Consider the following 26392-nt stretch of genomic DNA (forward strand, 5'->3'; position numbering starts at 1 on the left):
GCCGAATGGTTCCGTGGAGGCTTTCATGACAGATCACGACGACGACCAATGGCCCGGCCTGACCGGCGATCAAGACGGCACCGTGCTCGGCACGATCAAGCAAAAGCTGATCGACACCAAAGAGCAATGGGCCCGCGACGGCCGCGGCCAGAGCGGGGAGGCCGCACCGGCCAAAGGCCCCGACAAACCGCGCCTGCCGCCGGGTCAACGCCTGACCCAGGATTTCCCGGTTCTCGACCTGGGTATCCAGCCGCCCATCGCACCCGATGAATGGCGACTGACGGTGTCGGGTCTGGTCGACAATCCCATCGACTGGGGCTGGGCGGATTTTCACGACCAGCCGCACGTCGACATCGTCACCGACATTCATTGCGTCACCACCTGGTCGCGCTACGACAACCGTTGGCAGGGCATATCCGGACCGCAGTTTCTGTCCGTGGTTCAGCCCCGTGCGGACGCCAAGTACATGGTCTTTCACGCTCACGACGGCTACACCACCAACGTGCCGGTGAAGGTCTTCAATGACGACGAGGTGATTCTCGCCCACACCTGGAACGGCGAACCCATCAGCCGCGCCCACGGTGGGCCGATCCGCCCGATCATTCCCAAGCTGTATCTGTGGAAAAGCGCCAAGTGGGTCAAGCACATCACATTTTTGGACAAGGACGCGCCCGGCTTTTGGGAAGTGCGCGGCTATCACAATGACGCCGATCCGTGGAAGGAAGAACGTTATGGCTAAGGTTTTCGCCGCTTTACTGGCCTTGTTGGGCGCAACACCAGCGTTTGCGGCAGGCACGTCGGCATTCGATTTCAGCTTTACCGCCATCGAAGGCGAACCGCTGCCGCTCAGCCAGTACAAGGGCAAGGCCGTGTTGGTGGTCAACACCGCGTCGTTGTGCGGCTTCACCCCCCAGTACGAAGGCCTGCAAGCGTTGTGGGACAACTATCGCGACCGTGGCTTGGTGGTGCTGGGTGTTCCGTCCAACGATTTCGGCGGTCAGGAACCGGGCACCAGTGGTGAAATCAAGGATTTCTGCGCGACCAATTACCAAGTGACGTTTCCGCTGGCGGAAAAGGAAGTGGTCAGCGGCGCAAGCGCGCACCCGTTCTACAAATGGGCGCGCGAAGAACTGGGCGTGTTGGCCGCGCCGAAATGGAACTTCCACAAATACTTAGTGTCCCCCGACGGCCGTCTGGTCGACTGGTTTTCCACCACCACCAAGCCCGGTAGCGACAAGGTCATTAAAGCCGTCGAGACGCTGTTACCTTACAAGCCCTAGTCTTCGAACAGTTCGCACGTCACCACGCAGGCTTGGGGATCGCTGGCGCAGTCGAGCTTTTGGCCGCCTGCGGTTTTGCAGATGCCTTTAATGCGCAGGGTGAAGGCGATGTCGTGTTCGTAGCGGCACAGGGCATTGCAGCGCCCCGTCTGGGGATCGCATTTGGCTTCGACGCTGACGGCCTTGGCCGTTTTGACGCGATCGCTGGGCTGTGTGCACGACATGTAGGAGAGAAATTCCTCTTCGCCGCTGATCGCCGCCCATAGGGCTTTGTTTTTGGTCCGCGCAAAGACCTCGAACGGTTTGCATTCGCCGCGTTTTTCCATGAATTCAGGACAGGTCGTGCGGTACTGATCGCGCAACTCTTGTTCCGTGGGGCAGGTGCCCAACTGTTCGGCGCGGGTCAAGTCGGGACACGCCAAGTCGACGTCGGCAGCCGGTGCGCGCGTAGGTGCGGCGGTATAGATAGTCATGCATAACAATGCGATTGCCAGAGACTTGGTGATGCCAAGAAACTTGGATAAGAACGGAGCGTGAATTTTCATGGTGTTTTCCCCAAACACGTCGATGCCAACCGCTTTCATGCTTGCGTGCGGTACCGTGAAGCGCCTTGCGCGCGGTCAAGTACAGACAAAAATATACAGGCCACTGTAAAGCGTTGGGATGATTCTAAGTTATATTATAAAATCGTATTGATCGATAAAAGTGCTGCGAGGAGTGGGGCGACAAATGGTAAAAATTCTCGTCATCGATGACGACCAGGACATTTTGGATTTTGCCAAGGTATGCCTTGGCGATCGTCATGAGATCGCCACCGCCCTTGACGGCGAAGCGGGGCTTTATGCATGCGAAACCACCAAATTTGATCTCATCATCACCGATATCTTCATGCCGTTTCGCGACGGCTTGGACATCATCCGCGAAGCCCTCAAGCTATATCCCGACATCAAGATTATCGCCATGACCGCACGGTACGGTAAAGCCCACACGAATTACCTCAAAGCCGCCGAGGTCATCGGCGCAGCCGCGCAACTGCGCAAGCCGTTTACGGCCGAAGATCTGATCTCGGCGGTGGATCAAGTTATGGATCAAACAGTTCAGGTCTAAGGCATCAGGTTATGCCACGTCGAGCACTTCGGTGACCGGCAACACCGCGATGTCGCGGAATTTTTCGTACTTGGCGTTGTCCAAATCGACCAGATTGGCGATCCGCGAGAAGGTTTCAGGGATCAACATATCCGCGCCGTGCTCGTCCTTGCGGCGGATGCCGTAGCGGATCAAGCCGCGATCCTTGGCCGGAACTTGGCTGAGCATCGCCTTGGTCACCCAAACGGATCCATCCTGGGCGAAATCCGACAGGCGTCCGGCCTGGTTGATGGTGTCGCCCAGCACGGTGAATTCGATGTGAGTCGGCGTCTGGTAGGTGCCGAACCATTCCTGGCCTTCGACCAGACCGATGTTGAGCTGAAGATCGTTGAGCCAGTTTTTGCGCTTTTTCCACGTGCGCGAAATCTCTTTCATCACGTCCTTCATTTCCTGGGCGCAACGCACCGCATTGAGCACGTAGTTGCAGTCCGGCTGGGGAAAGAAGTAATAGACCATGCCGTCGCCCACGTGCTTGCCGTGGGTAGCGTAATATTTGCGCAGCTTGGGTTCCATCGCGCCCCAGATGTCGTTGATCAGTTCGAAATATTCTTCGGGCGGCAATTCCGCGCAAATCTTCACCGATCCCTGCAAATCCGCCACCAACACCGCCAGCGGGGTGAGGTAGGGACGCCGCTTTTTCAACAGATCCTTGATCACGATGTCGCGGCGCGCCAACAGCGCCATCAGTTCGTCTTCGTGGCTTTCCATCGGTGAATAGGCGAAGAAGATGCCCTCGCGAAAGAATGATACGTAAACGTTGTACCAATTGTCCTTGATCCCCGCTTGGCCCAGATTGACCTGGGCGTGAACCACCCGGCCGGGCGTTTGCGGCACGGCGTCGTCGTACATGGACACCAAGGTATCGAGCTTTTCATCGTCCAGATCGGCATCGAGGCTCAGCAGTTGGCGTCGCGAAACGCGGTTTTTCGCCACCGAAAGGTGAAAGCTCAATACGTCGTCCATGCCGGCAGCACCCTGGATTGCGGCGTCGCCATCCATCAGAAGACCGAACAGGTTGCGTTCTTGAATGTCGCTGGACAGGTTGGTGCCGTGGCCCAGCACCAAATCGCGGGCGGCGTCGTTGTGCCATTCGAGTTCGAACATCGGATTGACCAGATAGGCCGGGTGCTGGATCTGATCCAACGTCAGGCGCATGCCATCAGCGCCCATCTGGATCGAGGTCACGCCGCCCGGCAAAGCCGGCGAGGCATAATCGCTTTGCATGCTTTGTGTGGATTGTGGCGCATTCACGGTTTGGGCCGCAGTTGCGGCGGCGGAAGCGGTGGCCGACAGCTTGTCCGTAATCTCAGACATGGAAAATCCCTCGCGTTTGAGCGTGTTGATCTCTTCGATGATGTTGAGGACGGAGGAGGGGAAAAAGCCGATGCGCGTGGCGCGCCCACCGGAAATAGTCGGTCGAACGTCCGGTTTGGGCAACAGCCCCTGCGCGATGTAGTTGTTCAACGTCGCACGGGACAGGCCGGTCAGGTCCAACAGATCCTTGCTGGTCAGCATGGTTGGTTTCCCCCAAAACCTCTCATTGTCTAATCAGAGTCTAATTACAGAGAGAATCACTGTCAAGACAGTCATTAAGACTGTCTTAATATATTCAACTCACGCCACCCACACACCACACGCGCCCGCTGACAGTCATCACGAGAGTCTAACTAGACACCAAACACATCAGAGTCTAGGCACACCACTGACTGACTAAGACACTGATTTGAGAGTCTATTTTACATATGAAGTTGAGTTTCCCTTGCGGGGTAAACATCGCGCTCGTAGAATTGCTGCGGCGCACAATGATGTGTCGGACCACGAACAAGACATTCCTCGAAAGGGCCAAATATCTCATGAGCACTCGCGACAAGCAGCTTCTTCATCTGGTTTTCGGCGGTCACGTCAAAGACCCGCGCGGCCTGGAATTCGACGATCCGTCGAAGCTCGATATCGTCGGTATTTACCCCAACAACGCCGAAGCGCTCGATGCGTGGCGCGCCAAGTCCCATGCCAACGTCGACGACGCCAACGTCAAGTACGTCTTGGTGCATTTGCACCGTCTGTTGGAAGACCCCGAACACGAAAAGGACGATTGAGTCCGGCCGTTATCCGACCTCAGTCGGAGGTTTCATCCGTCTCGCGCAACTTCTTGGCGTCGAGGTCCTTATCGCGCAAAGCTTTCTTCGCCGCTTCAAGCTGTTTCAGCGCCTTGAGCGTGCCGTGCTTGATGCGGTTGGCTTCGGCGCGGCGTTCTTTGTCGCTGCGCGCCTTGGCCTTGCGGGCTTTGTTGAGGTTGACGATCTCGGCCATGACGCGCGCGTTCAACCCTCGCGCGGTTCGGCCGTGAGCAGGAACTTCGCCGCGGCTTCGTAATCGGTGAAGTGCGGATAATCGGGAAAATCGTCCAGCACGTTTTGCGGGCTGCGGAAAAAGGCGCTCACGTGGGCGGCTTGGATCATGCCCGTGTCGTTGTAGCTGTCGCCCATGGCGGCGGTGACGAAATTCAGCTCTTTCAATGCTTTGACAGACTTTGTTTTGTGATCGGTTGTGCGCAGACGGTAACCGGAAATGTGCCCGTCTTCGGCCACGTCGAGGTAATGGCAAAACAGCGTTGGCCGGTCGAGTTGTTCCATCAGCGGTTTGGCGAAACCGTAGAACGTGTCGGAGAGAATGATCACCTGGGCTTGGCTGCGCAACTCGGCAAGGAAGTCCTTGGCGCCGTCCATCGGCCCCATGGAGGCGATGACCTCTTGGATCAGATCGATCTTGATACCGTGCTGATCGAGGATCTTCAGGCGGTGGCGCATCAATTCGTCGTAATCGCGAATGTCGCGGGTGGTCAGGCGCAGTTCCTCAATTCCCGTTTCCGCAGCGACGCCGAGCCAAATTTCGGGAACCAGAACACCTTCCATATCCAGGCAAATAACGCGCATATCATCCTCAATGTGTGAAATAAATTAACGAAGCGGCGGCACTGTAACACTATAGCGCGGCGCGGAAAACATCGTGAAACATGGCCTCGGTCAATCGCCCGGTGTTGGTGTTGTATCGCGAACAGTGATAGCTGTCCGTCAACACCAGACCACCGCCCAAATCGTGCTGAGCGCAATGGGCGAATTTGAAAGCCGAGAGCTTGTGGCCCAAGGCTTTGAGAACCGCGCCATGTGCCACCGTGCCCAGGGCGATCAGCGCCTTGAGATTGGGCATGGCCTTGATTTCGGCGCCAAGGTAGGGGTTGCACGCGGCGATTTCACCCCCGACCACCTTGTTTTGCGGTGGCGCGCAGCGCACCGCATTGGTGATCCGGCAGCGCGTCAGCTCAAGACCGTCATGGGCCTCGGCCCCATACGTTCCGCTGCCCAGGCCAAACGCCAGCAATGTCGGATACAGCAGATCGCCGGCGTAATCGCCGGTGAACGGCCGACCGGTGCGGTTCGCGCCTTTAAGTCCGGGCGCGAGACCGACGACCAACAGTTCGGCCGTCAACGGACCGAAACTCGGCACCGGTGCGTTGTGAAAATCCGCATAACTGGCTTGATTGTCGGTGCGATAGGCGACCAGCCGCGCGCACCGCTCACATCCAGGGTGGGGCTCGATATCCGTCATGGCCGCTGGCGCGCTCAGATCAGTTCAGCGAAATCGCCGGGGGTCTTGGGCGCGGCCAAATCGTCGTCATCGGCGTCGGGCTGATCGTCGCGTTGGACGAAATCGTTACCTTGGCCATGTTCGCGAGGCGGACGGACGGGGCGATCGCCGCTGCGCCCGATGCTTTTTTGCAATTCGGCCAGTTCGATGAAATGGTCGGCCTGGCGGCGCAGTTCGTCGGCCACCATCGGCGGACACGACTTGACGGTGCTGACCACCGAACACCGCAGTCCCTTGCGCTGAATGGCTTCGATCAAGCGGCGGAAGTCGCCGTCGCCGGAAAACAGCACCACGTGATCGAGGTTGTCGGCCATTTCCATCACGTCGATGGCCAGCTCGATGTCCATGTTGCCTTTGATTTTGCGCCGACCGGCGCTGTCGGTGAATTCCTTGGTCGGTTTGGTGACCATGGTATAGCCGTTATAATCCAGCCAATCGACCAGCGGGCGTAGCGGGGAATATTCCGCATCGTCCATCAGCGCCGTGTAATACAACGCCCGGATCAAGTGCCCCTTGGCGGCAAAATGTTCCAGCAGACGTTTGTAGTCGATATCAAAATCAAGCGCCCGCGCCGCAGCGTACAGGTTGGAGCCGTCGATGAACAATCCGATCCGTTCTTGAGGGTAAAATATCATATTAATCAATCCCTTATAAAATAATGAAAACGAAATATATCTGAAATTATGCAGATGGATTATAGGTAGGCGCTGTCATGAGGGCGTGCAAGGCATTTTGCACGCATTTAAATTAGGGTGTCGTTGCTGCCAACATGTTGAAGTCCACGATCTTAATCGCTCTCGGCGCCAACCTGCCATCCGCGCGCTACGGCACCCCTGCCCAGACGATCGAGGCCGCCTTGGCGGCGCTTGACGCCCATCCGGCCGTGCGCGTGCGCCGCCGTTCGCGCTGGTTCGAAAGCGCGCCGGTTCCCATCAGCGACCAGCCTTGGTACGTCAACGGCGTGTGCTTGGTGGACACGGACTTGAGCCCGCGTGCGCTTTTGGACGTTTTGCACGCCATCGAAGCGGATTTCGGCCGGGTCCGCAGTGAAAAGAACGCCCCGCGGGTGCTCGATTTGGATCTGTTGGCCTATGACGACTTCGTCACGGCGGACGATCAGGATTTCGACGTGCCGCACCCGCGTATGCACGAACGGGCGTTCGTGCTGCTGCCGTTGCGCGACGTGGTTCCGGGGTGGATTCATCCGCGCACCGGTGCGACCTTGGACGCATTGATCGCGGACTTAAGCGACGAACAGGTGATCCGCGCCATGGAGCCCGAGCACGGCGCGCAAGAGCCCTATTTCGACGACGATCTGGATGACGACTGAAAATCCTTGAAAAAACGCGTAATTATATTTCGTTAAATGTTGCCTTCTGCCGACCAACACAATATATAATCGGCTGATTCACACCCTGGTATTGGAGAAGCTGCACCATGGCCCGCGTTACGGTCGAAGATTGCGTTACCAAAATTCCCAACCGCTTTGAGCTGGTGATGACCGCCGCGCAGCGTGCGCGCGACATTTCCGCCGGTGCGGAACTGACCATGGACCGCGACAACGATAAAAACCCCGTTGTCGCGCTTCGCGAAATCGCCGACGAAACCGTCGATTACGGCGTCTTGCAAGAAACCCTGGTCAAGAGCTTGCAGCGTTACGTGGAAAGCGACGAACCCATCGAAGAAGAGATGGACGTCCGCGCCCTGCAACAAGATGTCTCCGGCGAATATGGCGGTGAAGCCAACGAAGCCGAAGAGGTCGAGGAAGACGAATTGACGGTCCACGACGTGGCCGCCGAAGATGTTGCCGACGCCATGGCCGAAGCCGAAGCCATGATGGAAGGGGCAGAAATCGAGGGGTATTGAGGATGATCCGGCACGCAGACCGTCAACTTCAGGCGTGCCGAGCCTTCATCCCCGGGGCGTCTCTCCCCCAAATTTGCCTTGAGAACTGCCATGAAACGCCCTTTGCACACCGGTCTTCGACCGTCGTCGTGCGGAGGGCTTTTTCATGATCCGGCAGTTCGAACTGGTTGAAACCGTCAAATCCTACGATCCCGGCGCCGATGAGGACCTGATCAACCGCGCATACGTCTACGCCATGAAGGCGCACGGCTCGCAGATGCGCGCATCGGGCGATCCGTATTTTTCCCACCCGCTGGAAGTCGCCGGCATTTTGACCGGCTATCGTCTGGATGCCGCGACCATCGCCACCGCGCTGCTGCACGACGTCGTTGAAGACACCGGCGCGACCATCGAGCAGTTGGAAAAAATGTTCGGCGTCGAGGTCGCTAAACTGGTCGACGGCGTCACCAAGCTGACCCAGATCGAACTTCAGTCGGACCATTCCAAACAGGCCGAAAATTTCCGCAAGCTGCTGCTGGCGATGTCCGAAGACATCCGCGTGCTGTTGGTCAAACTGGCCGACCGCCTGCACAACATGCGTACGCTGCATTACATCAAGAAGCCTGAAAAACGCAAACGCATCGCCACCGAAACCATGGAAATCTTCTCTCCCTTGGCCGAACGCATCGGCATGCAGGAGCTGAAGAACGAACTCGACGACCTGTCGTTCGCCGAAATCAACCCGGAAGCCCGCGACAGCGTGCTCAAACGCTTGGATTACTTGCGCGACGAAGGCAAGACCTTGGTGCCGCGCATCATCGCCGAACTGTCCGAAACCCTAAAAAAATACGAGGTCGACGCCGACGTCACGGGACGGGAAAAAACCCCGTACTCGATCTGGCGCAAAATGCAGAAAAAGGACGTGCCGTTCGAAGCCATGTCCGACATCATGGCGTTTCGCATCGCGGTCGACGACACCACGGAATGCTACAAGGCATTGGGCGTAATCCACCATGCCTATCGGGTGGTTCCGGGGCGCTTCAAGGACTACATCTCGGTGCCAAAACCCAACGGCTATCAGTCGCTGCACACCGGCGTGATCGGACCGCAAAAGCACCGCATCGAAATTCAAATCCGCACCCGCTCCATGCACGAAGTGGCGGAAAACGGCGTGGCTGCACACTGGCGCTACAAATCCGATGACGGCGTCAGCGGCAAGCCCACCGACGGCAAACAATACCGCTGGCTGCGCGAACTGCTGGAAATTCTCGAAACGGCGGCGGAACCGGAAGAATTCCTCGAACACACCAAGTTGGAGATGTTCCAGGACCAAGTGTTCTGCTTCACGCCCAAGGGCGACCTGATCAATCTGCCGCAAGACGCCACACCGGTGGATTTCGCCTACGCGGTGCACACCGAAGTGGGCGATCGCTGCGTCGGCGCGAAAATCAACGGGCGCATGATGCCGTTGCGCACGCGGCTGAAAAACGGCGACCAGGTCGATATCGTCACGTCGAAAACCCACACCCCATCGCCGACGTGGGAAAACTTCGTCGTCACCGGCAAGGCTCGAGCGCGTATTCGCCGCTATGTCCGCCTGAAAGAACGCGATCAGTATATTGCGCTGGGCAACGCCATGCTGGAACGGGTGTTCGTCGAGGAGGATTATCCGCTCACCGAAAAAGGCCTCAAGGGCGTGGTGAAGATCTTCCAAAAAGACAGCGTGGACGACCTGGTCGCCGAGGTCGGCATGGGCCATACCACGGCGCGCGAGGTCTTGGAAGCGGTCTATCCCGGCACCAAAAAGGAAAGCGTCGCCCACAAACTGGGTAAAATCGTTCCGATCGGCAACGCGCGCGCCAAAAAGGCCAAGCAAAAGGGCGATTTCGCCGGCATTCCCATCCGCGGCCTGATTCCCGGCATGGCGGTCCATTACGCCGGGTGCTGCCATCCGCTGCCGGGCGATCGCATCGTCGGCATCATCACCACCGGCAAGGGCGTGACCATTCACACCATCGACTGCGACGGCCTGCACCAATACGAAGACCAGACCGAACGCTGGATCGACGTGTCGTGGGAACAATCCGAGTCTCAGAGCGACGACAATCACGTCAGCCGCATTCACCTGACGCTGCTCAACGTGCCCGGCGCCCTGGGCGCGCTTTCGAACGTGGTCGCGCGCGGCGAGGGCAACATTTCCAATCTCAAGATCATCTCTCGCTCGGTGGATTTCTACGACATGCTGGTCGATGTCGAGGTCCGTGACGTCAAGCATTTGTCCGAGATCATCGCCGCCTTGCGCGCGACCCCAGAAATCAACTCCATCGAACGCGCCCGCGGTTGAGATGTGCTCCTAAATAACTCAAGATTTCATATATTTTGACTACAGTTTGCCGACCGCTTTGACCTATAGTGCGCTCATGTTTCAACGACGCGAAAAACCATCGATTCTCAGCCGTGTGCGCCAGTTCGTGTGGCCCACGTCCGGCTGGCACCGTTCGACCCGATACGTGTTTCATCGGGTCGCGCGCATTCCCGGCTCAGCCTATTCGCTGGCAGCGGGGTTTGCGTGCGGCGCGGCGATTTCGTTCACTCCGTTCATCGGTTTGCATTTTGTGCTGTCGGCGTTGCTGGCCCTGGCGATCCGCGCCAACGTGTTGGCCAGCGCGATCGGCACGGCGGTGGGCAATCCGTGGACCTTTCCGTTCATCTGGATCGGCGTCTACAACGTCGGCACGTGGATCTTGCGCGCCGATGGCGTGGACGCCCAACAGGTCGACTTTCTCGACGTGCTGACCGAAAGCATGGAAGCCATGCACCGTTTGGATTTCGAATTCCTGGCAGAGACCTCGGGACCTGTGCTGTGGCCAATGCTGGTCGGCTGCGTGCCGGTGGCGATTGCGGTGTGGTTTATCTTCTATTTCCCGTTGCTGCCGATGATTTCCAAATATCAGGCCGCACGCCATCACCGCCGCACCCGCAAATTCCGCAACCGCCAAGAGAATTCTTGATATGACCTCCCCAAATATCAATGCCTCCAAACTGAGATTGGGCGTGAACATCGATCACGTCGCCACCATCCGCAACGCCCGGGGCGGGGATTACCCAGACCCTTTGCGCGCCGCTAAAATGGCCGCGGACGCCGGTGCGGATGGCATCACCGCGCACCTGCGTGAAGACCGCCGCCACATCACCGACACCGATATTTTGCGCCTGTGCGACGAGATCGACCTGCCGTTGAACTTGGAAATGGCCGCGACCGAGGAAATGCTCGCCATCGCTTTGCGCCACAAGCCGCACGCGGCGTGCCTAGTGCCGGAAAAACGCGAAGAACGCACCACCGAAGGCGGCCTGGACGTGGTCGGCGCGTTCGACAAGCTCAAACCCTATATCGCGCGATTGAGCGATGCGGGCACCCGTGTGTCGCTGTTCATCGAACCCGACCCGACCGCCTTGGACGCCGCCAAGGCGCTGGGCGCGCCGGTTGTCGAATTGCACACCGGGGCATATTGTGATTTTGGACCTGGCGCGCAGCGCGACGCCGAATTCGAACGCATCGTCACAGCCGCCGCGCACGCCGAACAGCTGGGCCTGGAATGCCACGCCGGGCACGGCTTGACCTACGACACCGTCAAGCCCATCGCCGCGATCTCGACCATTAAAGAACTCAACATCGGCCACTTCCTGGTCGGCGAGGCGATCTTCGTCGGTTTTGACGCCACCATCCGCGAAATGCGCCGCTTGATGGACGAAGCCCGCCAAGGGGTGAGGGCGTAATGATCCTGGGCGTCGGCACGGACCTTTGTGACATACGGCGCATCGAAAAGACGCTGGCGCGGTTCGAAAGCCGCTTTGTCGCACGTGTCTACACCGATCAGGAACGTCAAAAGGCGGAAAAACGCGGCGCCGCGCGGGCCAATCGCTACGCCATGTTTTACGCCGCCAAGGAAGCCTGCGCCAAGGCGCTGGGTACCGGATTTCGCGACGGCGTGTTCTGGCGCGACCTGAAAGTCGACAACCTCGCCAGCGGGCAACCCATCATGACCCTTTCCAACGGGGCCCTGGAAAGGCTACAAAGCCTCACACCCGAAGGATATGAAGCAAAAATCGACATTTCCCTTACGGACGAATATCCTCTGGCCCACGCCATGGTGATCATTTCGGCCACCCCACAGCGCTGAAGCGCTTGCGCAAACAGACCAAACAGGACATCGAATGACCGACAATCCCCTCGACGTTGAAGACCTGATGGATGCCGCCACCGGAAACAGTGGGGAAAGCCTGTGGGATACCGTCAAAACGATCGTTTATGCGGTGTTGATCGCTGTTTTGGTGCGCACATTCGCGTTTGAACCGTTCTCCATTCCATCTGGTTCTATGATTCCGACCTTGCTGGTGGGCGACTATCTGTTTGTGTCCAAATCGTCGTACGGCTATTCGAAACATTCGCTGCCGTTCAGCCTGCCGCTGATCCCGGGCCGGATCATGTACGATTTGCCCAAGCGCGGCGACGTGGTGGTTTTCAAACTGCCGACCGATAACAAAACCGATTACATCAAGCGCATCGTCGGTTTGCCCGGCGACACCATCCAGGTGCGCGGCGGCATTTTGCACATCAACGGCGAAGCGGTGAAGCGCGAGCGAATGGGCGAGTTCGTTTACCAAGACACCCGCGGTATTTTTCACAACACGGTGCGCTACAAAGAAACCCTGCCGAACGGGGTGAGCCACGAAATCCTCGAAGAATCCGATACCTATCCGGCCGACAACACGCCGCTCTATCGCGTGCCGGACGGGCATTTCTTCGGCATGGGCGACAACCGCGACAATTCGCGCGATTCCCGCTTTTTGATGGATGTCGGCTATATCCCCAAGGAAAATCTGGTGGGCCGGGCGGAGATGATGTTCTTCTCCAACGACGGTTCGTTCTGGGAAGTGTGGTCGTGGCCGTGGACCTTGCGGTTCGAACGCTTCTTTAAAAGCGTGGACTGAGCAAAGTGCTGAAAAAGCTGCAAGAGATTCTCGGCCATACCTTCACGGACGAAGCCCTGCTGAACCAAGCGCTGCGCCACGCCTCGACCACCGAACAGCGCACCAAATCCAACGAACGGTTGGAGTTTTTGGGCGATCGGGTGCTCGGCATCGTGATCGCGCAAACCCTGTACAGGGAATTTCCGCATGAAGACGAGGGCGAATTGGCGCGGCGTTTCGCCGGGCTGACATCACGCGAAGCCTTGACGCGAATCGCCGACGGCATCCACTTGGCCGATTTCGCGCAAACCCAGCCGGTCGATGCCAAAACCGCCGCGCGCAGCCATGCCTCGGTGGTGTCCGACACCCTGGAGGCTATTTTGGGCGCGCTGTATCTCGACGGCGGTCTGCAGGCGGCGGCGGCATTTATCGAACGCCAGTGGAGCGGCCTGATCGGCGAAGACCTGAGCCCGCCCAAAGACGCCAAAACGGCACTGCAGGAATGGGCGCAAGCGCGCTCGTTGGGATTGCCGAGCTATGAAATTCTCAGCCGCGAAGGCCCCGACCACGCCCCGATCTTCACCATACGCGTCAGCGTCAAGGATCACGGCGCTCAAGACGGGCGCGGGGCGTCGCGACGCAGCGCCGAACAAGACGCGGCAGCCGCGTTGCTGAGCAAATTGGAGAACGCGAAATGACTACTGACACCGCCAACGCCACTGAACGCTGCGGCTTCATTGCCGTTCTTGGCGCGCCCAATGCCGGAAAATCGACCCTGGTGAACCGCGTCGTCGGCACCAAGGTTTCGATCGTTTCGCCCAAGGTGCAGACGACCCGCGCGCGGGTCATGGGCATCGCCGTGCACGGCCGCGCCCAGTTGGTGTTCATCGACACGCCGGGTATTTTCGAACCGCGCCGCCGCCTGGATCGCGCCATGGTCGCCGCCGCATGGGGCGGGGCGGGGGACGCCGATGTGTCGCTGCTGTTGATCGATGCCGAACGCGGCATCGACCGCGACACCCGCGCCATCATCGAGCGCATGAAAACCGAGAGCAAGCGCGCCCACCTGGTGCTCAACAAGGTCGACAAGATCAAGAAGCCGCAACTGCTTGAACTGGCGACCCAGCTCAACGAAGAGGGCATTTTCGACGAAATCTTCATGGTTTCGGCCCTCAATGGCGACGGCGTCGACGATCTGGTGGCGTTTTTGGCCGGTCATATGCCCGAAGGGCCGTGGCATTTCCCCGAAGACCAAGTCTCGGACATGACCGAACGCCTGTTGGCGGCGGAAATTACCCGCGAAAAGCTCTATCTGCAATTGCGCCAGGAATTGCCGTACGCGACCACCGTGGAAACCGAAACCTGGGAAGAGTTCGAAAACGGCTCGGTCAAGATCGAACAGGTCATTTTCGTCGAACGCGACAGCCAAAAGTCCATCATCTTGGGCAAGGGCGGTCAGCAGATCAAAACCATCGGCGCCGAGGCGCGCAAGGACCTGGAAGAAATCTTGGACCGCCGCGTGCATCTGTTCCTGTTCGTCAAGGTGCGCGAAAAGTGGGGCGACGATCCCGACCGCTACCGCGATTGGGGCCTTGATTTCGACGCCTGATCTTTGTCCATGATTTTGCCGCATAAGTGCGCTTTTATGACGGTTCGCGTTATGGTTTACTCCGTAACCGTCGCTGCATAAAGGAGATGTGCCTGATGCGATCCGCCGTTCTACTGTCCATGGCCGCCGTCGTTTTGGTTCTGTCCGGTTGTGACGAACCCAGCCGCGATGTGCCGCCTCAGCCGCTGACGAAAAACGCGCCGACGGCAATCATGGGCATGACCGCCCCGCAACGCCTCATGAGCGCCGAAATGGCGGTCGATACCAGTCCCGGTCCGCGCATGCAGATCGGGCGCACCTATGCGATCGAGGTTGCCGAAGGCCCGGTTTCCGAGGCGATGGAGGCGGACCGCGAGTTTTGCCTCAAGCTCGGCTGTAGCGTCACGGCGGTGAACAGCGCCACCAGTTTCGCCCGACCGACCGCATCGCTGAGCGCCCTGGTGCCCCAAGACAAAGCGGCTGAATTTCACGCCCATGTGATGAACGCCAAGGGACGCGCCGTGACGGCGTTCCATGAAACCGCACAAAACCGTGATGAGCACTATCAAGATATCCAGGCACGGCTGGAACGTTTGGCCTACATGCGCACCCGGCTCTATGCGCTGGCGGACCAGAAATCGTCGAACATCGGCGAATTGCTGCAGGTCGAACGCGAACTGATGCGCGTCGAAACCGAAATCGAGCGTTTCACCCGCGACCGCAAGGGGGTGGAAAAAGTCACCGATAACGTGGCCTTCGACCTCAACTACAGCGAACGCCCGCCCAAGGCCGGGGACGTGGATTTTTCACCGTTTACCGGGCTGGTGTCGGATGTCGCCAACACCGTCATTTACGCCGTGCGCGTCACGATCTTGTGGCTGGCGCGATGGCTGCCCGCCGCCGTGCTGGTGCTGGGCGGTGCCTACCTGGTGCGCCGTCGATTGCGCCGCAAGCCTGAATGAGACAAAAAAACCGGCAATCTCAATAAGATTGCCGGTTTTTCTAATTTTATATGTGATGGAAGGTTAGGCCAACAGGACCTTTTGCGCAGCCGCTGCCGCGCCGCCTTGGCCGGTGGACACGCCCATGTCGGTGAGCACCGCTTCCAACGCCGACAACGCCAACGTGACGTGACGCGGGCTGGAACTTTGCCCCATCAGGCCGATGCGCCACACCTTACCGGCCAACGCGCCGAGGCCCGCGCCGATTTCGATGCCGTATTCCGACAGCAGACGACGGCGCACCAAGGCTTCGTCGACGCTGTCGGGAACTTGAACTGCGTTCAATTGCGGCAAGCGGTGCGCTTCGTCGACGATCAGCTTGAGGCCCAGTGCGTCCAACCCGGCTTTCAACGCCAGGTGATTGCGGCGGTGGCGCTTCCAGGCGTTTTCAATGCCTTCTTCCTTCAGCATTACCAAGCTTTCATGCAACGCGTAGAGCGTGTTGACCGGGGCGGTATGGTGGTAGGAGCGGGTGGCGCCTTCGCTGCTCCAATAGCCCATGATCAGGTTCATGTCCAAAAACCAGCTTTGAACTTTGTGATTGCGCCCGCGAATGGTGTCCAGGGCGCGATCGGAAAACGTCACGGGGGAGATACCGGGCACGCAGCTCAAGCATTTCTGGGTGCCGGAATAACACGCGTCGATCTTCCATTCGTCGACCATCACCGGGGTGCCGCCCAGCGACGTCACCGCGTCCATGATGACCAGCGCACCGTGTTCATGGGCCAGCGCGGAAATCGCCGCCGCATCCGATTGCACGCCCGTGGACGTTTCGGCATGGACAAACGCCACCGCTTTGACGCCGGGATTGGCTTTGAGGGTGTCTTCCAGCTTGTTCAAATTGACCGGCGTGCCCCAGTCGTCTTCGACCTTGATCGCGGTTGCGCCGCAGCGTTCGACGTTTTCGACCATGCGGCCGCCGAACACGCCGTTGACGCACACCACGACGCTGTCGCCCGGTTCGACCAAATTGACGAAACAGCTTTCCATGCCCGCAGAACCCGGCGCACTGATCGGCAGGGTCATCTGATTGGTGGTCTGAAAGGCGTAATGCAGCAAGCCCTTGACCTCGTCCATCATCAAGATGAATTCGGGGTCCAAATGGCCGATGACGGGACGCCCCAGCGCCTGCAACACACGGGAATCGATATCGGAAGGGCCCGGCCCCATGAGCATGCGGCGGGGCGGATGAAAGGATGAAACGGTCATAGCGGCGATGAGTTCCCAGTCCGGGGTTGGCGGGGAGGCCGCCAAATACCTAAGACACTCGGAACGGTTTTTCAACATCCGTGCTTCCCGTGGGCGACGCTGCAGGTACAATGCCGCCCATGGACTGGCAAGACGACGGCATCGTTCTTTCGGCGCGCAGGCACGGTGAAACATCGGCCATCGTGACCCTTTTGACGCGCGAACGCGGTGCCCATGCGGGCTTGGTCAAAGGCGGTTTTGCCAAGCGCACGCGCGCGCTGATCGAACCCGGCAACCGCGTGCGCGCCACCTGGCGGGCGCGGTTGAGCGAACATCTCGGCAATTTTCAGCTCGAATCGGTGCACAGCTACGCCGCCGGACTGCTCGACAGTCCAGACCGGCTGGCGGCCATGGCGGCGGCATTGGCCGTGAGCGCGGCGGCGCTGCCCGAACGCGAGGCCCATCCGGCGCTATACGAGGTGCTGGGCGCGTTTCTCGACGCGTTGGAACACGGCGACATTTCCGAACACGTCGAAGGCTGGGGCAGCCTTTACGTCAAATGGGAACTGGGTTTGTTGCAAGAACTGGGCTTTCGCCTCGATCTCGACCATTGCGCCGCCACAGGGGTCACCGAAGACCTGGTTTGGGTCTCACCCAAATCGGCGCGGGCGGTGTCGCGCGAAGCCGGTGAGCCTTACAAAGCGCAACTGTTGCCGTTGCCCGCGTTCGTGCGCGCAACGGGCGGCATCGCCGACACCCTCAATGAGGTCCTACAAGGCTTGAAGCTGACCGGATATTTCCTCGAACGCCACATCTTCGCCCCGCATCAAAAGCAGGTGCCCCAAGCCCGCGCCCGGCTTGTGGAGCGGTTAGGGGCGCAGACTTGAGCCAAACTCGGGTATAATCTCGACCACAACCGATTCTTAGAACAACGAGCCACAATCCATGTCCGAACCGGCCCTCAAAGGCGAAATCCGCGATACCCGTCTCGCCGACGCACTATCCGAGCGTTATCTGTCGTATGCCATGTCGACCATCATGTCGCGCTCGTTGCCCGATGTGCGCGACGGCCTCAAACCGGTGCACCGGCGCTTGCTCTACGCCATGCAGCAATTGAAGCTGGATCCCAAGTCGGGGTTCAAGAAATGCGCCCGCGTGGTCGGCGACGTGATGGGTAAGTATCACCCCCACGGCGACATGTCGATTTACGACGCCATGGTGCGCCTGTCGCAAGATTTCGCGGTGCGTTACCCGCTGATCGACGGCCAGGGCAATTTCGGCAACATTGACGGCGATAACGCCGCCGCCATGCGCTACACCGAAGCCCGCATGACCGCGGTGGCGATGGCCATTTTGGACGGCATCGACCAAGATACGGTCGATTTCCGCCCCACCTACGACGGCGAGGAAGACGAACCGACGGTGATGCCGTCGAACTTTCCCAACCTGCTGGCCAATGGCGCGGCGGGCATCGCGGTGGGCATGGCGACGTCGATCCCGCCGCACAACGTCGGCGAGCTGTGTGATGCGTTCAAGCACCTGATCAAGTACCCCAATGCGACCATCGACAAACTGGTGGAATTCATCCAAGGCCCCGATTTCCCCACCGGCGGCGAGGTTGCGGAAACCCGCGACGCCATCGTGCAAGCCTACAAGACCGGGCGCGGCGGGTTTCGCGTGCGCGCCAAGTGGGTAAAGGAAGACCTTGGGCGCGGCACCTATCAGATCGTCATCACCGAAATTCCCTATCAGGTTCAGAAATCCAAGCTGATCGAAAAGATCGCCGAACTGATCACCAACAAAAAGCTGCCGATCCTCACCGACATCCGCGACGAAAGCGCAGAGGACATCCGCGTGGTGCTGGAACCGCGCACCGGCAAGGTCGAGCCCGAGATGCTGATGGAACAGCTCTACCGTCTGACCGACCTGGAAAGCCGCTTTTCGCTCAACATGAACGTGCTCGACGCCGACAACACGCCGCGCGTGATGAACCTGCGCGAAGTGCTGCGGGCGTTCTTGGATCACCGCATGGTGGTTTTGCAGCGCCGTTCAAACTATCGCTTGGGCCAGATCGCGCACCGCCTGGAAGTCTTGGGCGGCATGCTTGTGGCGTATCTCAATCTCGACGAGGTGATCCGCATCATCCGCGAGGAAGACAACGCCAAAGCCGCGCTGATCGAAGCCTTCAAGCTCACCGACGTGCAGGTGGAAGCCATCTTGAACATGCGCTTGCGGCAATTGCGCAAGCTCGAAGAAATGGAAATCCGCACCGAAAACGACGCCTTGGTCGGTGAACAGGCGGAACTGACCGCGCTGCTCGGCGATGAAGACAAGCGCTGGGCCACGATCACCGCGGAAATCAACACCATCAAGGAAAACTTCGGCCCCAAGACCGAACTGGGCAAACGCCGCACCGTGATCGGCGACGCGCCAACCGCCGTGGTGGTGCCGTTGGAAGCGATGATCGAGCGCGAACCGATCACCGTGGTGAGCTCTGAAAAAGGCTGGATCCGCGCCATCAAGGGCCATCTGACCGAAGAGCAGATCAAGGATCTGAAATACAAGGAAGGCGACAAGGGCCGTTTCGCCATCACCGCGCAAACCACCGACAAGCTGTTGGTGTTCGCCACCAACGGGCGCTTTTACACCATCGGCTGCGACAAGCTGCCGGGCGGGCGCGGCCATGGCGAACCGCTGCGCCTGATGGTCGATCTGCCCAACGATGCCGACGTGACCACCATGTTGGTCCACGTGCCGGGCCGCAAGCTGATCGTGGCGTCCGATTCCGGACACGGTTTCATCGTCCCCGAAGACGAAGTGTTGGCGCAAACCAAGAACGGCAAGGTGGTTCTGAACGTCGGCGCGGGGGCGGAGGCGACGGCCTGCACCATCCTGCCCGAAGGCGCGGATTCCATTGCCGCCATCGGCTCGAACCGCAAAATCGTCATTTTCCCCATCGATGAGATGCCTGAAATGACCCGAGGCAAGGGCGTGATCTTGCAACGCTACAAAAAAGGCGGCGGCGCGGTGTTGCGCGACGTCAAGGCGTTCAAGCTCGAAGACGGGCTGTCGTTTCCGTTCGGCAGCGGCTGGCGCACTGAAACCGAGCTGATCCGATGGCAAGGTAAACGGGCCGGTGCGGGGGCGTTGGCACCGCGCGGGTTCCCGACATCGAACAAGTTTTCGTAAGATCAAGCTCGCTTGAGGTGCCGGGGCTTTTGGGCCATAATCCAAAAAGATCATTCCCAGGCTTTAAACATTTTGATGATCACCCAATTTGGGTTCTAGGGGAGTAGGGCATACATGATGCACGCATCGCAGGTTCACAACACGCTGGTTGGCACGCTGTGGCCTTCGTCGGTACAATCCAACACAATGTCCAGCGCATTCATGCGCAAAGCCGTTCTGGCCATCGCCGGAACGCTGTTTTTGGCGCTGGCGTCCAAAATCCAGGTGCCGCTGTGGCCCGTGCCGATGACCTTCGGCACCTTCGCCGTTTTGATGTTGGGCATGGCGTACGGCTGGCGACTGGCCGGCGCGACGCTGTTGCTGTACATGGCCGAAGGCGCGGTTGGATTACCGGTGTTTGCAGGCACCCCGGAAAAAGGCATCGGCCTCGCTTACATGATGAGTGGAACCGGCGGTTACCTTCTGGGCTACGTCATCGCGGCCATGGCCGTCGGTTGGCTGGCTGAAAGAGGCTGGGACCGCACCGTTTTGGGCACCGCGCTGGCGATGTTGATCGGCAACGCCCTCATTTATGTACCCGGCGTTCTGTGGTTGGGCGTATTGCTCGGTTGGGATAAGCCGATCTTGGAATGGGGCTTTACGCCGTTCATCCTCGGCGACGTGCTGAAACTGGCTTTGGCGATGTTCTTGTTGCCCATGGCCTGGCATGCCCTCGGCAAACGCAATCGTGACCTGGATGCAGGTACATGAACGGTCCTGAAGATCGTGGCATTCATTCGGGGCGGTCCTCTGCGACCGCCCCGTTTCGCGTCGAAGACCTGTTCGGCTACCTCGAAGGCACGTGGCAATTCGAACGCAAGGTCCACGATGCCCTATTGGACCAAGAGGGCGATTGCATTGGTGTGGCGCAGTTTTATGCCGACGGCGACAATCTGAACTACCGCGAAGAGGGCGAGCTCAAGATGGGCGAGATCCAAACCTCGACCGAGCGTGAGTACCTCTACACCTTTCCCGCGCCGTCGATCGCCGAGGTGCGCTTTCCCGACGGGCGTTTTTTCCACGTCCTGGATTTGACCAAGGGCATCGTGCGCGTCGAGCATAAATGCGGCGACGACATCTACCACGGCCTGTACCGGGTACTCGCACCCAACGGCTGGTTGGCGGTGTGGCGCATCATGGGGCCGCGCAAGTCCCAGGTCATCACCACACGCTATATCCGCGTCACGCCGACCTAAATCCCGAAATCACTTAGTTGAAGATCACGTGCGGCAACCACGTCGCCAGCGCCGGGAACATCGCCAGCAACATCAGGCCGATGAGCTGGATGGCGACGAACGGCATCACACCGCGATAGATGTGCCCGGTGGTGACCGATTCAGGCGCAACCCCGCGCAGATAAAACAACGCAAAACCGAACGGCGGGGTCAGGAACGAGGTCTGCAGGTTCATCGCCATCATGATGCCCAACCACACCGGATCGATGTCCATGCGCAACAGCACCGGGGCGACGATCGGCACCACCACGAAGGTGATCTCGATAAAGTCGAGGATGAAGCCCAGGAAGAACATCACCGCCATCACCACCAAGATCGCGCCCCATTTTCCGCCCGGCAGATTGGCGAGGATTTCGTGCACCAAGTCGTCGCCGCCGAGGCCGCGAAACACCAGTGAAAACACCCCCGCACCGATCAAGATGACGAACACCATGGCGCTGATTTCCATGGTCGTGCGCATGACTTCGTACAAAATCGGGTCGCGGCTGCCGTCCATGGTGGTTTCCAACACGCGTTTGAGGCTGGTGCCCAGCCCCCACAGCAGTAAGCCGACGCAGCCGAACGCGGCGACGATGGCGATCATGTCGGTGGTGGGAATTTCGTCGCGGCTCATGCGCAGATCGAAGCTGTTGGCGAGAATCAGCATGATCACCAGACCGATGCCGCCGACGATGATGGCTTGGCCACGGCCTTCGTTAAAGCGCAAACCCGCCAGCATCAACGAACCGACCGCACCGACGCCCGCGGCTTCGGTCGGCGTGGCGACACCGGCCAAAATCGAGCCGAGCACCGAGACGATCAACACGATCGGCGGAACCAACGCGTGTAAAATACGCCCCATCAAACCGTCGGCCTGGAGTTCCTCGGCCGGAATGGCGGGGGAGCTTTCGGGCTTCACAATGGCCATGAGCACTTGATAGCCGATGTACATCAACACCAACATCATGCCCGGAATCAAGGCGCCGGCAAACAGATCGCCGACCGAAATCGGTTCCGGCGACCAATTGCCAATGGCGCGCTGTGCGTCGATGTAGGCATTGGAAATCTGATCGCCCAGCAACACCAAGACGATGGACGGCGGGATGATCTGGCCCAAGGTGCCCGCCGCGCAGATCGAGCCGCACGACAGAGAAGGCGAATAGCCGCGTTTGAGCATGGTCGGCAGGCTGAGCAAGCCCATGGTCACCACGGTGGCGCCAACGATGCCGGTACTTGCGGCCAGCAACGCGCCAACCACCGCAACCGAAATACCCAAACCACCGCGCAACGAGCCGAACAGCATGCCCATGGCGTCGAGAAGCTCTTCCGCCACCTTGGAGCGTTCCAGCATCACCCCCATGAACACGAACAAAGGCACCGCGACCAACACGTCGTTGGTCATGGCGGTGCCGAATATGCGCGACGGCATGGCGCCGAACATCGAGAAATTGAAGACATCGAGCGACCAGCCAATGACCGCGAACACCAACGCCGTGCCGGCCAGCGAAAAGGCCACCGGAAAACCGCCCAACAGGGCCACGCACACGGTAACGAACATGATGACGGCGAGAATTTCATTGAGCGGCATCAGACGTGGGCTCCATCTTCACGGGCATGTTCGGTTATGTGCCCGGTGAGGGTCAGCATCGATCTCAACATCATCGACACGCCTTGTACCGCGATCAGCGCGGCAAACATCAAAATCAGGGTTTTGAGTATGTACACGGCTTGAATGCCGCTGGTTTCGCGCGACCCTTCACCGATCGCCCAAGATTGCGCCACATACGGCCACGACCACCACCACAACAACACGCACACCGGCAGCAAAAACACGATCGAACCGATGAAGTCGACCACCGCTTTGCCGCGTTCGCCATGTTCGCGGTAGAAGATGTCAACCCGCACGTGACCTTCGTGCAGCAAAGTGTAGCCCGCACCGAGCATGAACAGGATCGAATGCAGATAGAGCACCGATTCCTGCATCCAGATGAATCCGAGACTGAAGATATAGCGCATCACCACAACCAGGAACTGGACCAAGACCATAATGATCGCAGTCCACGAAATAATCCGTCCAATGCGATTGTTGAAGGAATCGATGGCTAAATACAGCTTCTCAAGAAACCCCATGCCCGCCTGCTTTTGTTGACTGTTTGTGTGAGCGCATGAATTACACAAAAACGGGACGGGGGAGAGTTCCCACCGTCCCGATCATGTCGTGGCCACCCCGATCAGGCGCCGTATTTGTAGTCGAGGGCGCGCGCCGCGGTGTACGCGGTTTCAGACAACGAGGTCCAGCCCATGGCCTTTTTACGGAACGACAGGAAGTTGTCGTAAATTTTCTGCGACAACGGATCCGAGGCCGCAACCGCCGCCATGACGTCGCCAGACGCATCGCCGATGGCTTTGAGGATGTCGTCGGACTGGCGGCGCAACTGAACGCCGTGTTCGTTGATCAAAGTGTCAAGCGAGTCGCCGTTCTTGGCGTTGAATTCGCCGAACATACGGTTGTTTTCCGCAGCGCAGGCGAACTGAACGACGGCCTTGTCTTCCGCGCTCAGGCTGTTCCACACACCGGCGTTGACGCCGCAACTCAGCGTCGAGCCGGGCTCGTGGAAGCCCGGATAGTAGTAGTACTTGGTAACTTTATAGAAGCCCATGGCGAGATCGTTCCAAGGACCGACCCATTCGGTCGCGTCGATGGCGCCCGACTGCAACGACGGGAAGATTTCGCCGCCCGGAAGGGTGATCGACTGACCGCCGATCTGGCGCAGAACTTCGCCGCCCAGGCCGGGCATACGCATCTTCAGGCCTTTGTAATCCTCGACAGTGTTCATTTCCTTGTTGAACCAGCCGCCCATCTGCACGCCGGTGTTGCCCGCGGCGAACGGTTTGACGTTGAAACCGGCCGACAGTTCGTCCCACAGCTCTTGACCACCGCCGTAATAGAGCCAGGCGTCCATTTCGTTGGCCGTCAGACCAAACGGAACTGCGGTGAAGAAGTTGAACGCCTTGGACTTGCCTTGCCAGTAGTAATCGGCGCCGTGGTACATGTCTGCGGTGCCGTTGGACACTGCGTCGAACGATTCCAGAGCCGGAACCAACTCGCCGCCGCCGAACAATTTCACGGTGATGCGGCCATCGGTCATTGCGGTGATGGAATCGGCCAATCGCTGTGCACCGGTGCCCAGGCCCGGGAAGCCCTTTGGCCAAGTCGTGACCATTTTCAATTCGCGCATTTGTTTGGAGATGGCCGGCGCAGGCGGCATCGCGGGCGCTGGCGCAGCATCCTTGGGTGCGGCGGCTTGTTCTTCTTTTTGCCCGCACGCGGCGAGGGCGACTGCACCGGCGGCCAGGGCCGCGCCTTTAACAAAATCACGACGTTTCATATTGGAATGATCCTCCCGAATTTTTGTCCACATCGTCCTCAACGAGACGCTGCATTCAAATGCCGATCCCCCAGGACTGGCTTGATTTCATTGCGAAGACTATCTTGGAAAGAGATCCCTTCGCAATGCATTATTGAACAGATGTATCAATTTCACGCGTGATGCGTCCATTTGTATTATGTGTTTGAAGGCTTTCGATTTTGCGCCGCTGGCAAGCGCTTCCATCCATTTGGCGTGTAGGCTTCCAACGGACGGAAGTTGCGTTTGTAATCCATCTTCGGGCTGCCTTGCACCCAATAGCCGAGATAGACGAAGTCCAACCCCAGATCGCGGGCGCGTTGGATCAACCACATGACGACATAGGTGCCCAAGCTGCGCTTGGCGTCGGACGTGTCGAAAAAGCTGTAAACCGCGCTCAACCCGTCACCGAGGCGGTCCGTCAGGCAACCCGCAAGCAATTGACCGTCGGCATCGCGGAATTCCACCAAATTCGAGCGCACAGGCGTCTCTTCGACCAAGGCACGGTAATCGGAATGGCCCATCAAGGCCATGTCGCCGTCGCCGTGACGGGTGTCAATGTAGCGTTTGAACAGCTCATATTGTTCGCGCGTGGCGATGGCCGCGCGTTCACCCACCACCAAATCGGCGTTGCGCGACCAAATGCGGCGCTGGGTGCGGTTGGCGGCGAAATCGCGCACGGGGACACGCACGGATACGCATGCCGAACAGCCGTCACAGACGGGGGCGTAGGCAATGGTGTGACTGCGGCGAAATCCGGCCAGGGACAGCTTGTCGTTCAACACCGTGGCGTCGGGGCCCATCAATTCGGTGACCATGCGACGTTCAAGGCGGTCTTCAAGATACGGACAAGGCAAAGGGGTGGTGGTGAAAAAGAAATGCGTGTTGGACGTAAGATTATGGCGCATCAATCACCTCACATCATTCATCGGGCCTGATGATGCTTGGCGGTGGGGTGCGGGGTGCTGGCGTGGGCTGCTCACCGGTGCCGCGCATCAACACGATGGACAAACGGCGGTTCTTGGCATCCGTGGGGGCGTCGGGCAACAGTGGTTCCGTCGCGGCCTTGCCGACCACGCGGGCAATGCGCTTTTCCGGAACGCCCAAACGCAACAATGCGCGGCGCGCCGAATTGGCGCGATCCGACGACAGTTCCCAGTTGGTGTAAGTGCCGTCGCCGCCCATGGGAACAGCGTCGGTATGACCGCTGATGGCGATGTCTTGCGGCATCTTCTTGATGATTTCGGTCACTAGCCCCAGAACCCGTTCGGTGTGCTCGTACATGGACGCGCTGCCGGACGGAAACATCGACAAGCCGTCTTGATCGACGATTTGAATGCGCATGCCTTCGGGCGTGTTGTCGATCATCAGGCTTTGCGCCATTTGCTGGAATTCCGGCAAGGTTTCGAGCGCTTCCTTGAGGTCTTTTTCCGCTTTGTCGAACTGGTCCTGTTCGGCCTTTTTCTTGGCTTCTTCGGCATCGACTTCGGCTTGAACAGGCTCGTCCTGCATGGCTTCACCGCCCGAACCGGCCGAAGGCGGGGGCAGGTCCATGGTTACCGTCGGGCGGCTGACGGTGTCTTCCAGGGCGCCGTCGACGGCCACCGTGGTGCCGCCGAGAATTTCACCGGAACCGCTTTGCGACGTCGATGACACCGTCGGCGCGAAGTAATCCGCAATACCTTCAAGCTGTTCTTGCGACACCGCATTGAGCAACCACAAAAGCAAGAAGAACGCCATCATCGCGGTGACGAAGTCGGCATACGCGATCTTCCACGCGCCGCCATGATGGCCGCCGCCGCTTTTTTTGATCTTCTTAATGATGATCGGTTGCTGATCCATTGCCATCAGGCGTCTCCGGATGCGTGGCGCTGATTAC

Annotated in this window: 30 protein-coding genes; 18 read left to right on the forward strand and 12 right to left on the reverse strand. The window is 59.1% G+C overall.

Annotation, left to right across the window (positions count from 1 at the left end; genetic code table 11):
• Window positions 1–25 precede the first annotated feature (25 nt).
• Together VIN96_RS11990 and VIN96_RS11995 are read left to right on the forward strand one after the other, a co-directional pair.
• The gene (locus VIN96_RS11990) at window positions 26–739 is read left to right on the forward strand and encodes a sulfite oxidase-like oxidoreductase (RefSeq protein WP_331896462.1); all 714 of its coding nucleotides are present in this window, start codon (window positions 26–28) and stop codon (window positions 737–739) included.
• Window positions 732–1280: a glutathione peroxidase gene (locus tag VIN96_RS11995; RefSeq protein ID WP_331896463.1), complete on the forward strand. Its 549-nt coding sequence runs from the start codon at window positions 732–734 to the stop codon at window positions 1278–1280. The genes VIN96_RS11990 and VIN96_RS11995 overlap by 8 nt, the downstream gene beginning before the upstream one ends.
• On the opposite strand, the gene VIN96_RS12000 is transcribed toward VIN96_RS11995, so the two are convergent.
• Window positions 1277–1825, reverse strand: coding sequence for a hypothetical protein (locus tag VIN96_RS12000; RefSeq protein WP_331896464.1), 549 nt, complete (start codon window positions 1823–1825; stop codon window positions 1277–1279). The two genes, VIN96_RS11995 and VIN96_RS12000, sit on opposite strands and share 4 nt — an antisense overlap.
• A 184-nt stretch (window positions 1826–2009) precedes the next feature.
• Here VIN96_RS12000 and VIN96_RS12005 point away from each other — a divergent pair, with 184 nt between their 5' ends.
• Entirely contained in the window at window positions 2010–2387 is a 378-nt protein-coding gene (locus VIN96_RS12005; RefSeq protein WP_331896465.1) for a response regulator, read from the forward strand.
• Window positions 2388–2396: 9 nt separating this feature from the next.
• On the opposite strand, the gene VIN96_RS12010 is transcribed toward VIN96_RS12005, so the two are convergent.
• On the reverse strand, window positions 2397–3941 hold the full coding sequence (locus tag VIN96_RS12010) for an adenylate/guanylate cyclase domain-containing protein (protein WP_331896466.1): 1545 nt from the start codon (window positions 3939–3941) through the stop codon (window positions 2397–2399).
• A 338-nt stretch (window positions 3942–4279) separates the two neighbouring features.
• Between VIN96_RS12010 and VIN96_RS12015 the strand changes: the two genes are divergently transcribed.
• On the forward strand, window positions 4280–4522 hold the full coding sequence (locus VIN96_RS12015; RefSeq protein ID WP_331896467.1) for a DUF4170 domain-containing protein: 243 nt from the start codon (window positions 4280–4282) through the stop codon (window positions 4520–4522).
• Between the two features lie 19 nt (window positions 4523–4541).
• Here VIN96_RS12015 and VIN96_RS12020 read toward each other — a convergent pair whose 3' ends face one another.
• The 4 genes from VIN96_RS12020 to VIN96_RS12035 are packed head-to-tail and all read right to left on the reverse strand — an operon-like array spanning window position 4542 to window position 6706.
• Complete coding sequence (locus VIN96_RS12020; RefSeq protein WP_331896468.1) at window positions 4542–4736, reverse strand: DUF4169 family protein; 195 nt, start codon at window positions 4734–4736, stop codon at window positions 4542–4544.
• 11 nt (window positions 4737–4747) lie between these two features.
• Entirely contained in the window at window positions 4748–5359 is a 612-nt protein-coding gene (thrH, locus tag VIN96_RS12025; protein WP_331896469.1) for a bifunctional phosphoserine phosphatase/homoserine phosphotransferase ThrH, read from the reverse strand.
• Between the two features lie 49 nt (window positions 5360–5408).
• Window positions 5409–6032: a uracil-DNA glycosylase gene (locus VIN96_RS12030; protein ID WP_331896470.1), complete on the reverse strand. Its 624-nt coding sequence runs from the start codon at window positions 6030–6032 to the stop codon at window positions 5409–5411.
• Window positions 6033–6046: 14 nt separating this feature from the next.
• Window positions 6047–6706: an NYN domain-containing protein gene (locus VIN96_RS12035; protein ID WP_331896471.1), complete on the reverse strand. Its 660-nt coding sequence runs from the start codon at window positions 6704–6706 to the stop codon at window positions 6047–6049.
• A gap of 134 nt (window positions 6707–6840) precedes the next feature.
• Here VIN96_RS12035 and folK point away from each other — a divergent pair, with 134 nt between their 5' ends.
• The 10 genes from folK (at window position 6841) to VIN96_RS12085 (ending at window position 15437) form a co-directional block, all read left to right on the forward strand.
• Entirely contained in the window at window positions 6841–7401 is a 561-nt protein-coding gene (gene folK, locus VIN96_RS12040; protein WP_331896472.1) for a 2-amino-4-hydroxy-6-hydroxymethyldihydropteridine diphosphokinase, read from the forward strand.
• Between the two features lie 107 nt (window positions 7402–7508).
• Window positions 7509–7937: a DNA-directed RNA polymerase subunit omega gene (rpoZ, locus tag VIN96_RS12045; protein ID WP_331896473.1), complete on the forward strand. Its 429-nt coding sequence runs from the start codon at window positions 7509–7511 to the stop codon at window positions 7935–7937.
• Window positions 7938–8082: 145 nt separating this feature from the next.
• Window positions 8083–10260 (forward strand): bifunctional (p)ppGpp synthetase/guanosine-3',5'-bis(diphosphate) 3'-pyrophosphohydrolase, encoded by a 2178-nt coding sequence (locus VIN96_RS12050; protein ID WP_331896474.1) that lies wholly within the window; start codon window positions 8083–8085, stop codon window positions 10258–10260.
• Window positions 10261–10336: 76 nt separating this feature from the next.
• Window positions 10337–10927 (forward strand): DUF2062 domain-containing protein, encoded by a 591-nt coding sequence (locus tag VIN96_RS12055; protein WP_331896475.1) that lies wholly within the window; start codon window positions 10337–10339, stop codon window positions 10925–10927.
• A gap of 1 nt (window position 10928) precedes the next feature.
• A complete protein-coding gene (locus VIN96_RS12060; RefSeq protein ID WP_331896476.1) occupies window positions 10929–11693 on the forward strand; it encodes a pyridoxine 5'-phosphate synthase in 765 nt (254 codons plus the stop codon).
• Window positions 11693–12097 carry a holo-ACP synthase gene (acpS, locus tag VIN96_RS12065; protein WP_331896477.1) on the forward strand — a complete coding sequence of 135 codons (405 nt, stop codon included), beginning with the start codon at window positions 11693–11695 and terminating at the stop codon, window positions 12095–12097. Before VIN96_RS12060 ends, acpS begins: the two co-directional genes overlap by 1 nt.
• A 34-nt stretch (window positions 12098–12131) precedes the next feature.
• On the forward strand, window positions 12132–12908 hold the full coding sequence (lepB, locus tag VIN96_RS12070; RefSeq protein WP_414675609.1) for a signal peptidase I: 777 nt from the start codon (window positions 12132–12134) through the stop codon (window positions 12906–12908).
• Between the two features lie 5 nt (window positions 12909–12913).
• Window positions 12914–13585, forward strand: a complete 672-nt coding sequence (gene rnc, locus VIN96_RS12075; protein WP_331896478.1) for a ribonuclease III — start codon at window positions 12914–12916, stop codon at window positions 13583–13585.
• Window positions 13582–14496 (forward strand): GTPase Era, encoded by a 915-nt coding sequence (era, locus tag VIN96_RS12080; protein WP_331896479.1) that lies wholly within the window; start codon window positions 13582–13584, stop codon window positions 14494–14496. The genes rnc and era overlap by 4 nt, the downstream gene beginning before the upstream one ends.
• Window positions 14497–14591: 95 nt before the next feature.
• Window positions 14592–15437 carry a DUF4349 domain-containing protein gene (locus VIN96_RS12085; protein WP_331896480.1) on the forward strand — a complete coding sequence of 282 codons (846 nt, stop codon included), beginning with the start codon at window positions 14592–14594 and terminating at the stop codon, window positions 15435–15437.
• A gap of 63 nt (window positions 15438–15500) precedes the next feature.
• On the opposite strand, the gene VIN96_RS12090 is transcribed toward VIN96_RS12085, so the two are convergent.
• Complete coding sequence (locus VIN96_RS12090; RefSeq protein ID WP_331896481.1) at window positions 15501–16685, reverse strand: alanine--glyoxylate aminotransferase family protein; 1185 nt, start codon at window positions 16683–16685, stop codon at window positions 15501–15503.
• Window positions 16686–16804: 119 nt separating this feature from the next.
• On the opposite strand from VIN96_RS12090, the gene recO reads away from it, so the two are divergent.
• From recO to VIN96_RS12110, 4 genes are all read left to right on the forward strand, one after another.
• Entirely contained in the window at window positions 16805–17551 is a 747-nt protein-coding gene (recO, locus tag VIN96_RS12095; protein WP_331896482.1) for a DNA repair protein RecO, read from the forward strand.
• Window positions 17552–17609: 58 nt separating this feature from the next.
• Entirely contained in the window at window positions 17610–19853 is a 2244-nt protein-coding gene (gene parC, locus VIN96_RS12100; protein WP_331896483.1) for a DNA topoisomerase IV subunit A, read from the forward strand.
• 114 nt (window positions 19854–19967) lie between these two features.
• Complete coding sequence (locus VIN96_RS12105; protein WP_331896484.1) at window positions 19968–20603, forward strand: biotin transporter BioY; 636 nt, start codon at window positions 19968–19970, stop codon at window positions 20601–20603.
• The gene (locus tag VIN96_RS12110; protein WP_331896485.1) at window positions 20600–21088 is read left to right on the forward strand and encodes a DUF6314 family protein; all 489 of its coding nucleotides are present in this window, start codon (window positions 20600–20602) and stop codon (window positions 21086–21088) included. The genes VIN96_RS12105 and VIN96_RS12110 overlap by 4 nt, the downstream gene beginning before the upstream one ends.
• A gap of 13 nt (window positions 21089–21101) precedes the next feature.
• On the opposite strand, the gene VIN96_RS12115 is transcribed toward VIN96_RS12110, so the two are convergent.
• From VIN96_RS12115 to VIN96_RS12135, 5 genes are all read right to left on the reverse strand, one after another.
• Complete coding sequence (locus VIN96_RS12115; RefSeq protein WP_331896486.1) at window positions 21102–22694, reverse strand: TRAP transporter large permease; 1593 nt, start codon at window positions 22692–22694, stop codon at window positions 21102–21104.
• A complete protein-coding gene (locus VIN96_RS12120; RefSeq protein ID WP_331896487.1) occupies window positions 22694–23236 on the reverse strand; it encodes a TRAP transporter small permease subunit in 543 nt (180 codons plus the stop codon). Before VIN96_RS12120 ends, VIN96_RS12115 begins: the two co-directional genes overlap by 1 nt.
• Window positions 23237–23337: 101 nt before the next feature.
• The gene (locus VIN96_RS12125; protein ID WP_331896488.1) at window positions 23338–24495 is read right to left on the reverse strand and encodes a TRAP transporter substrate-binding protein; all 1158 of its coding nucleotides are present in this window, start codon (window positions 24493–24495) and stop codon (window positions 23338–23340) included.
• A gap of 176 nt (window positions 24496–24671) precedes the next feature.
• Window positions 24672–25421: an arginyltransferase gene (locus VIN96_RS12130; protein WP_331896489.1), complete on the reverse strand. Its 750-nt coding sequence runs from the start codon at window positions 25419–25421 to the stop codon at window positions 24672–24674.
• Between the two features lie 13 nt (window positions 25422–25434).
• A complete protein-coding gene (locus VIN96_RS12135) occupies window positions 25435–26361 on the reverse strand; it encodes a flagellar motor protein MotB (protein WP_331896490.1) in 927 nt (308 codons plus the stop codon).
• Window positions 26362–26392 lie beyond the last annotated feature (31 nt).

Source organism: Magnetovibrio sp. (genome assembly GCF_036568125.1).
Lineage (GTDB): Bacteria > Pseudomonadota > Alphaproteobacteria > Rhodospirillales > Magnetovibrionaceae > Magnetovibrio.

Bases quoted from the DNA above. Each gene is read 5' to 3' on its own strand.
- VIN96_RS12015 (WP_331896467.1), top strand. From the start codon at position 4,280: ATGAGCACTCGCGACAAGCAGCTTCTTCATCTGGTTTTCGGCGGTCAC.
- VIN96_RS12120 (WP_331896487.1), bottom strand. From the start codon at position 23,236: ATGGGGTTTCTTGAGAAGCTGTATTTAGCCATCGATTCCTTCAACAAT.
- VIN96_RS12020 (WP_331896468.1), bottom strand. From the start codon at position 4,736: ATGGCCGAGATCGTCAACCTCAACAAAGCCCGCAAGGCCAAGGCGCGC.
- VIN96_RS11995 (WP_331896463.1), top strand. From the start codon at position 732: ATGGCTAAGGTTTTCGCCGCTTTACTGGCCTTGTTGGGCGCAACACCA.
- VIN96_RS12030 (WP_331896470.1), bottom strand. From the start codon at position 6,032: ATGACGGATATCGAGCCCCACCCTGGATGTGAGCGGTGCGCGCGGCTG.
- VIN96_RS12005 (WP_331896465.1), top strand. From the start codon at position 2,010: ATGGTAAAAATTCTCGTCATCGATGACGACCAGGACATTTTGGATTTT.
- recO (WP_331896482.1), top strand. From the start codon at position 16,805: ATGGACTGGCAAGACGACGGCATCGTTCTTTCGGCGCGCAGGCACGGT.
- VIN96_RS12050 (WP_331896474.1), top strand. From the start codon at position 8,083: ATGATCCGGCAGTTCGAACTGGTTGAAACCGTCAAATCCTACGATCCC.
- parC (WP_331896483.1), top strand. From the start codon at position 17,610: ATGTCCGAACCGGCCCTCAAAGGCGAAATCCGCGATACCCGTCTCGCC.
- VIN96_RS12130 (WP_331896489.1), bottom strand. From the start codon at position 25,421: ATGCGCCATAATCTTACGTCCAACACGCATTTCTTTTTCACCACCACC.
- VIN96_RS12115 (WP_331896486.1), bottom strand. From the start codon at position 22,694: ATGCCGCTCAATGAAATTCTCGCCGTCATCATGTTCGTTACCGTGTGC.
- era (WP_331896479.1), top strand. From the start codon at position 13,582: ATGACTACTGACACCGCCAACGCCACTGAACGCTGCGGCTTCATTGCC.
- VIN96_RS12055 (WP_331896475.1), top strand. From the start codon at position 10,337: ATGTTTCAACGACGCGAAAAACCATCGATTCTCAGCCGTGTGCGCCAG.
- lepB (WP_414675609.1), top strand. From the start codon at position 12,132: ATGACCGACAATCCCCTCGACGTTGAAGACCTGATGGATGCCGCCACC.
- VIN96_RS12125 (WP_331896488.1), bottom strand. From the start codon at position 24,495: ATGAAACGTCGTGATTTTGTTAAAGGCGCGGCCCTGGCCGCCGGTGCA.
- VIN96_RS12010 (WP_331896466.1), bottom strand. From the start codon at position 3,941: ATGCTGACCAGCAAGGATCTGTTGGACCTGACCGGCCTGTCCCGTGCG.
- VIN96_RS12060 (WP_331896476.1), top strand. From the start codon at position 10,929: ATGACCTCCCCAAATATCAATGCCTCCAAACTGAGATTGGGCGTGAAC.
- VIN96_RS12035 (WP_331896471.1), bottom strand. From the start codon at position 6,706: ATGATATTTTACCCTCAAGAACGGATCGGATTGTTCATCGACGGCTCC.
- VIN96_RS12105 (WP_331896484.1), top strand. From the start codon at position 19,968: ATGATGCACGCATCGCAGGTTCACAACACGCTGGTTGGCACGCTGTGG.
- VIN96_RS11990 (WP_331896462.1), top strand. From the start codon at position 26: ATGACAGATCACGACGACGACCAATGGCCCGGCCTGACCGGCGATCAA.
- VIN96_RS12110 (WP_331896485.1), top strand. From the start codon at position 20,600: ATGAACGGTCCTGAAGATCGTGGCATTCATTCGGGGCGGTCCTCTGCG.
- VIN96_RS12135 (WP_331896490.1), bottom strand. From the start codon at position 26,361: ATGGCAATGGATCAGCAACCGATCATCATTAAGAAGATCAAAAAAAGC.
- VIN96_RS12085 (WP_331896480.1), top strand. From the start codon at position 14,592: ATGCGATCCGCCGTTCTACTGTCCATGGCCGCCGTCGTTTTGGTTCTG.
- rpoZ (WP_331896473.1), top strand. From the start codon at position 7,509: ATGGCCCGCGTTACGGTCGAAGATTGCGTTACCAAAATTCCCAACCGC.
- VIN96_RS12000 (WP_331896464.1), bottom strand. From the start codon at position 1,825: ATGAAAATTCACGCTCCGTTCTTATCCAAGTTTCTTGGCATCACCAAG.
- acpS (WP_331896477.1), top strand. From the start codon at position 11,693: ATGATCCTGGGCGTCGGCACGGACCTTTGTGACATACGGCGCATCGAA.
- VIN96_RS12090 (WP_331896481.1), bottom strand. From the start codon at position 16,685: ATGACCGTTTCATCCTTTCATCCGCCCCGCCGCATGCTCATGGGGCCG.
- thrH (WP_331896469.1), bottom strand. From the start codon at position 5,359: ATGCGCGTTATTTGCCTGGATATGGAAGGTGTTCTGGTTCCCGAAATT.
- folK (WP_331896472.1), top strand. From the start codon at position 6,841: ATGTTGAAGTCCACGATCTTAATCGCTCTCGGCGCCAACCTGCCATCC.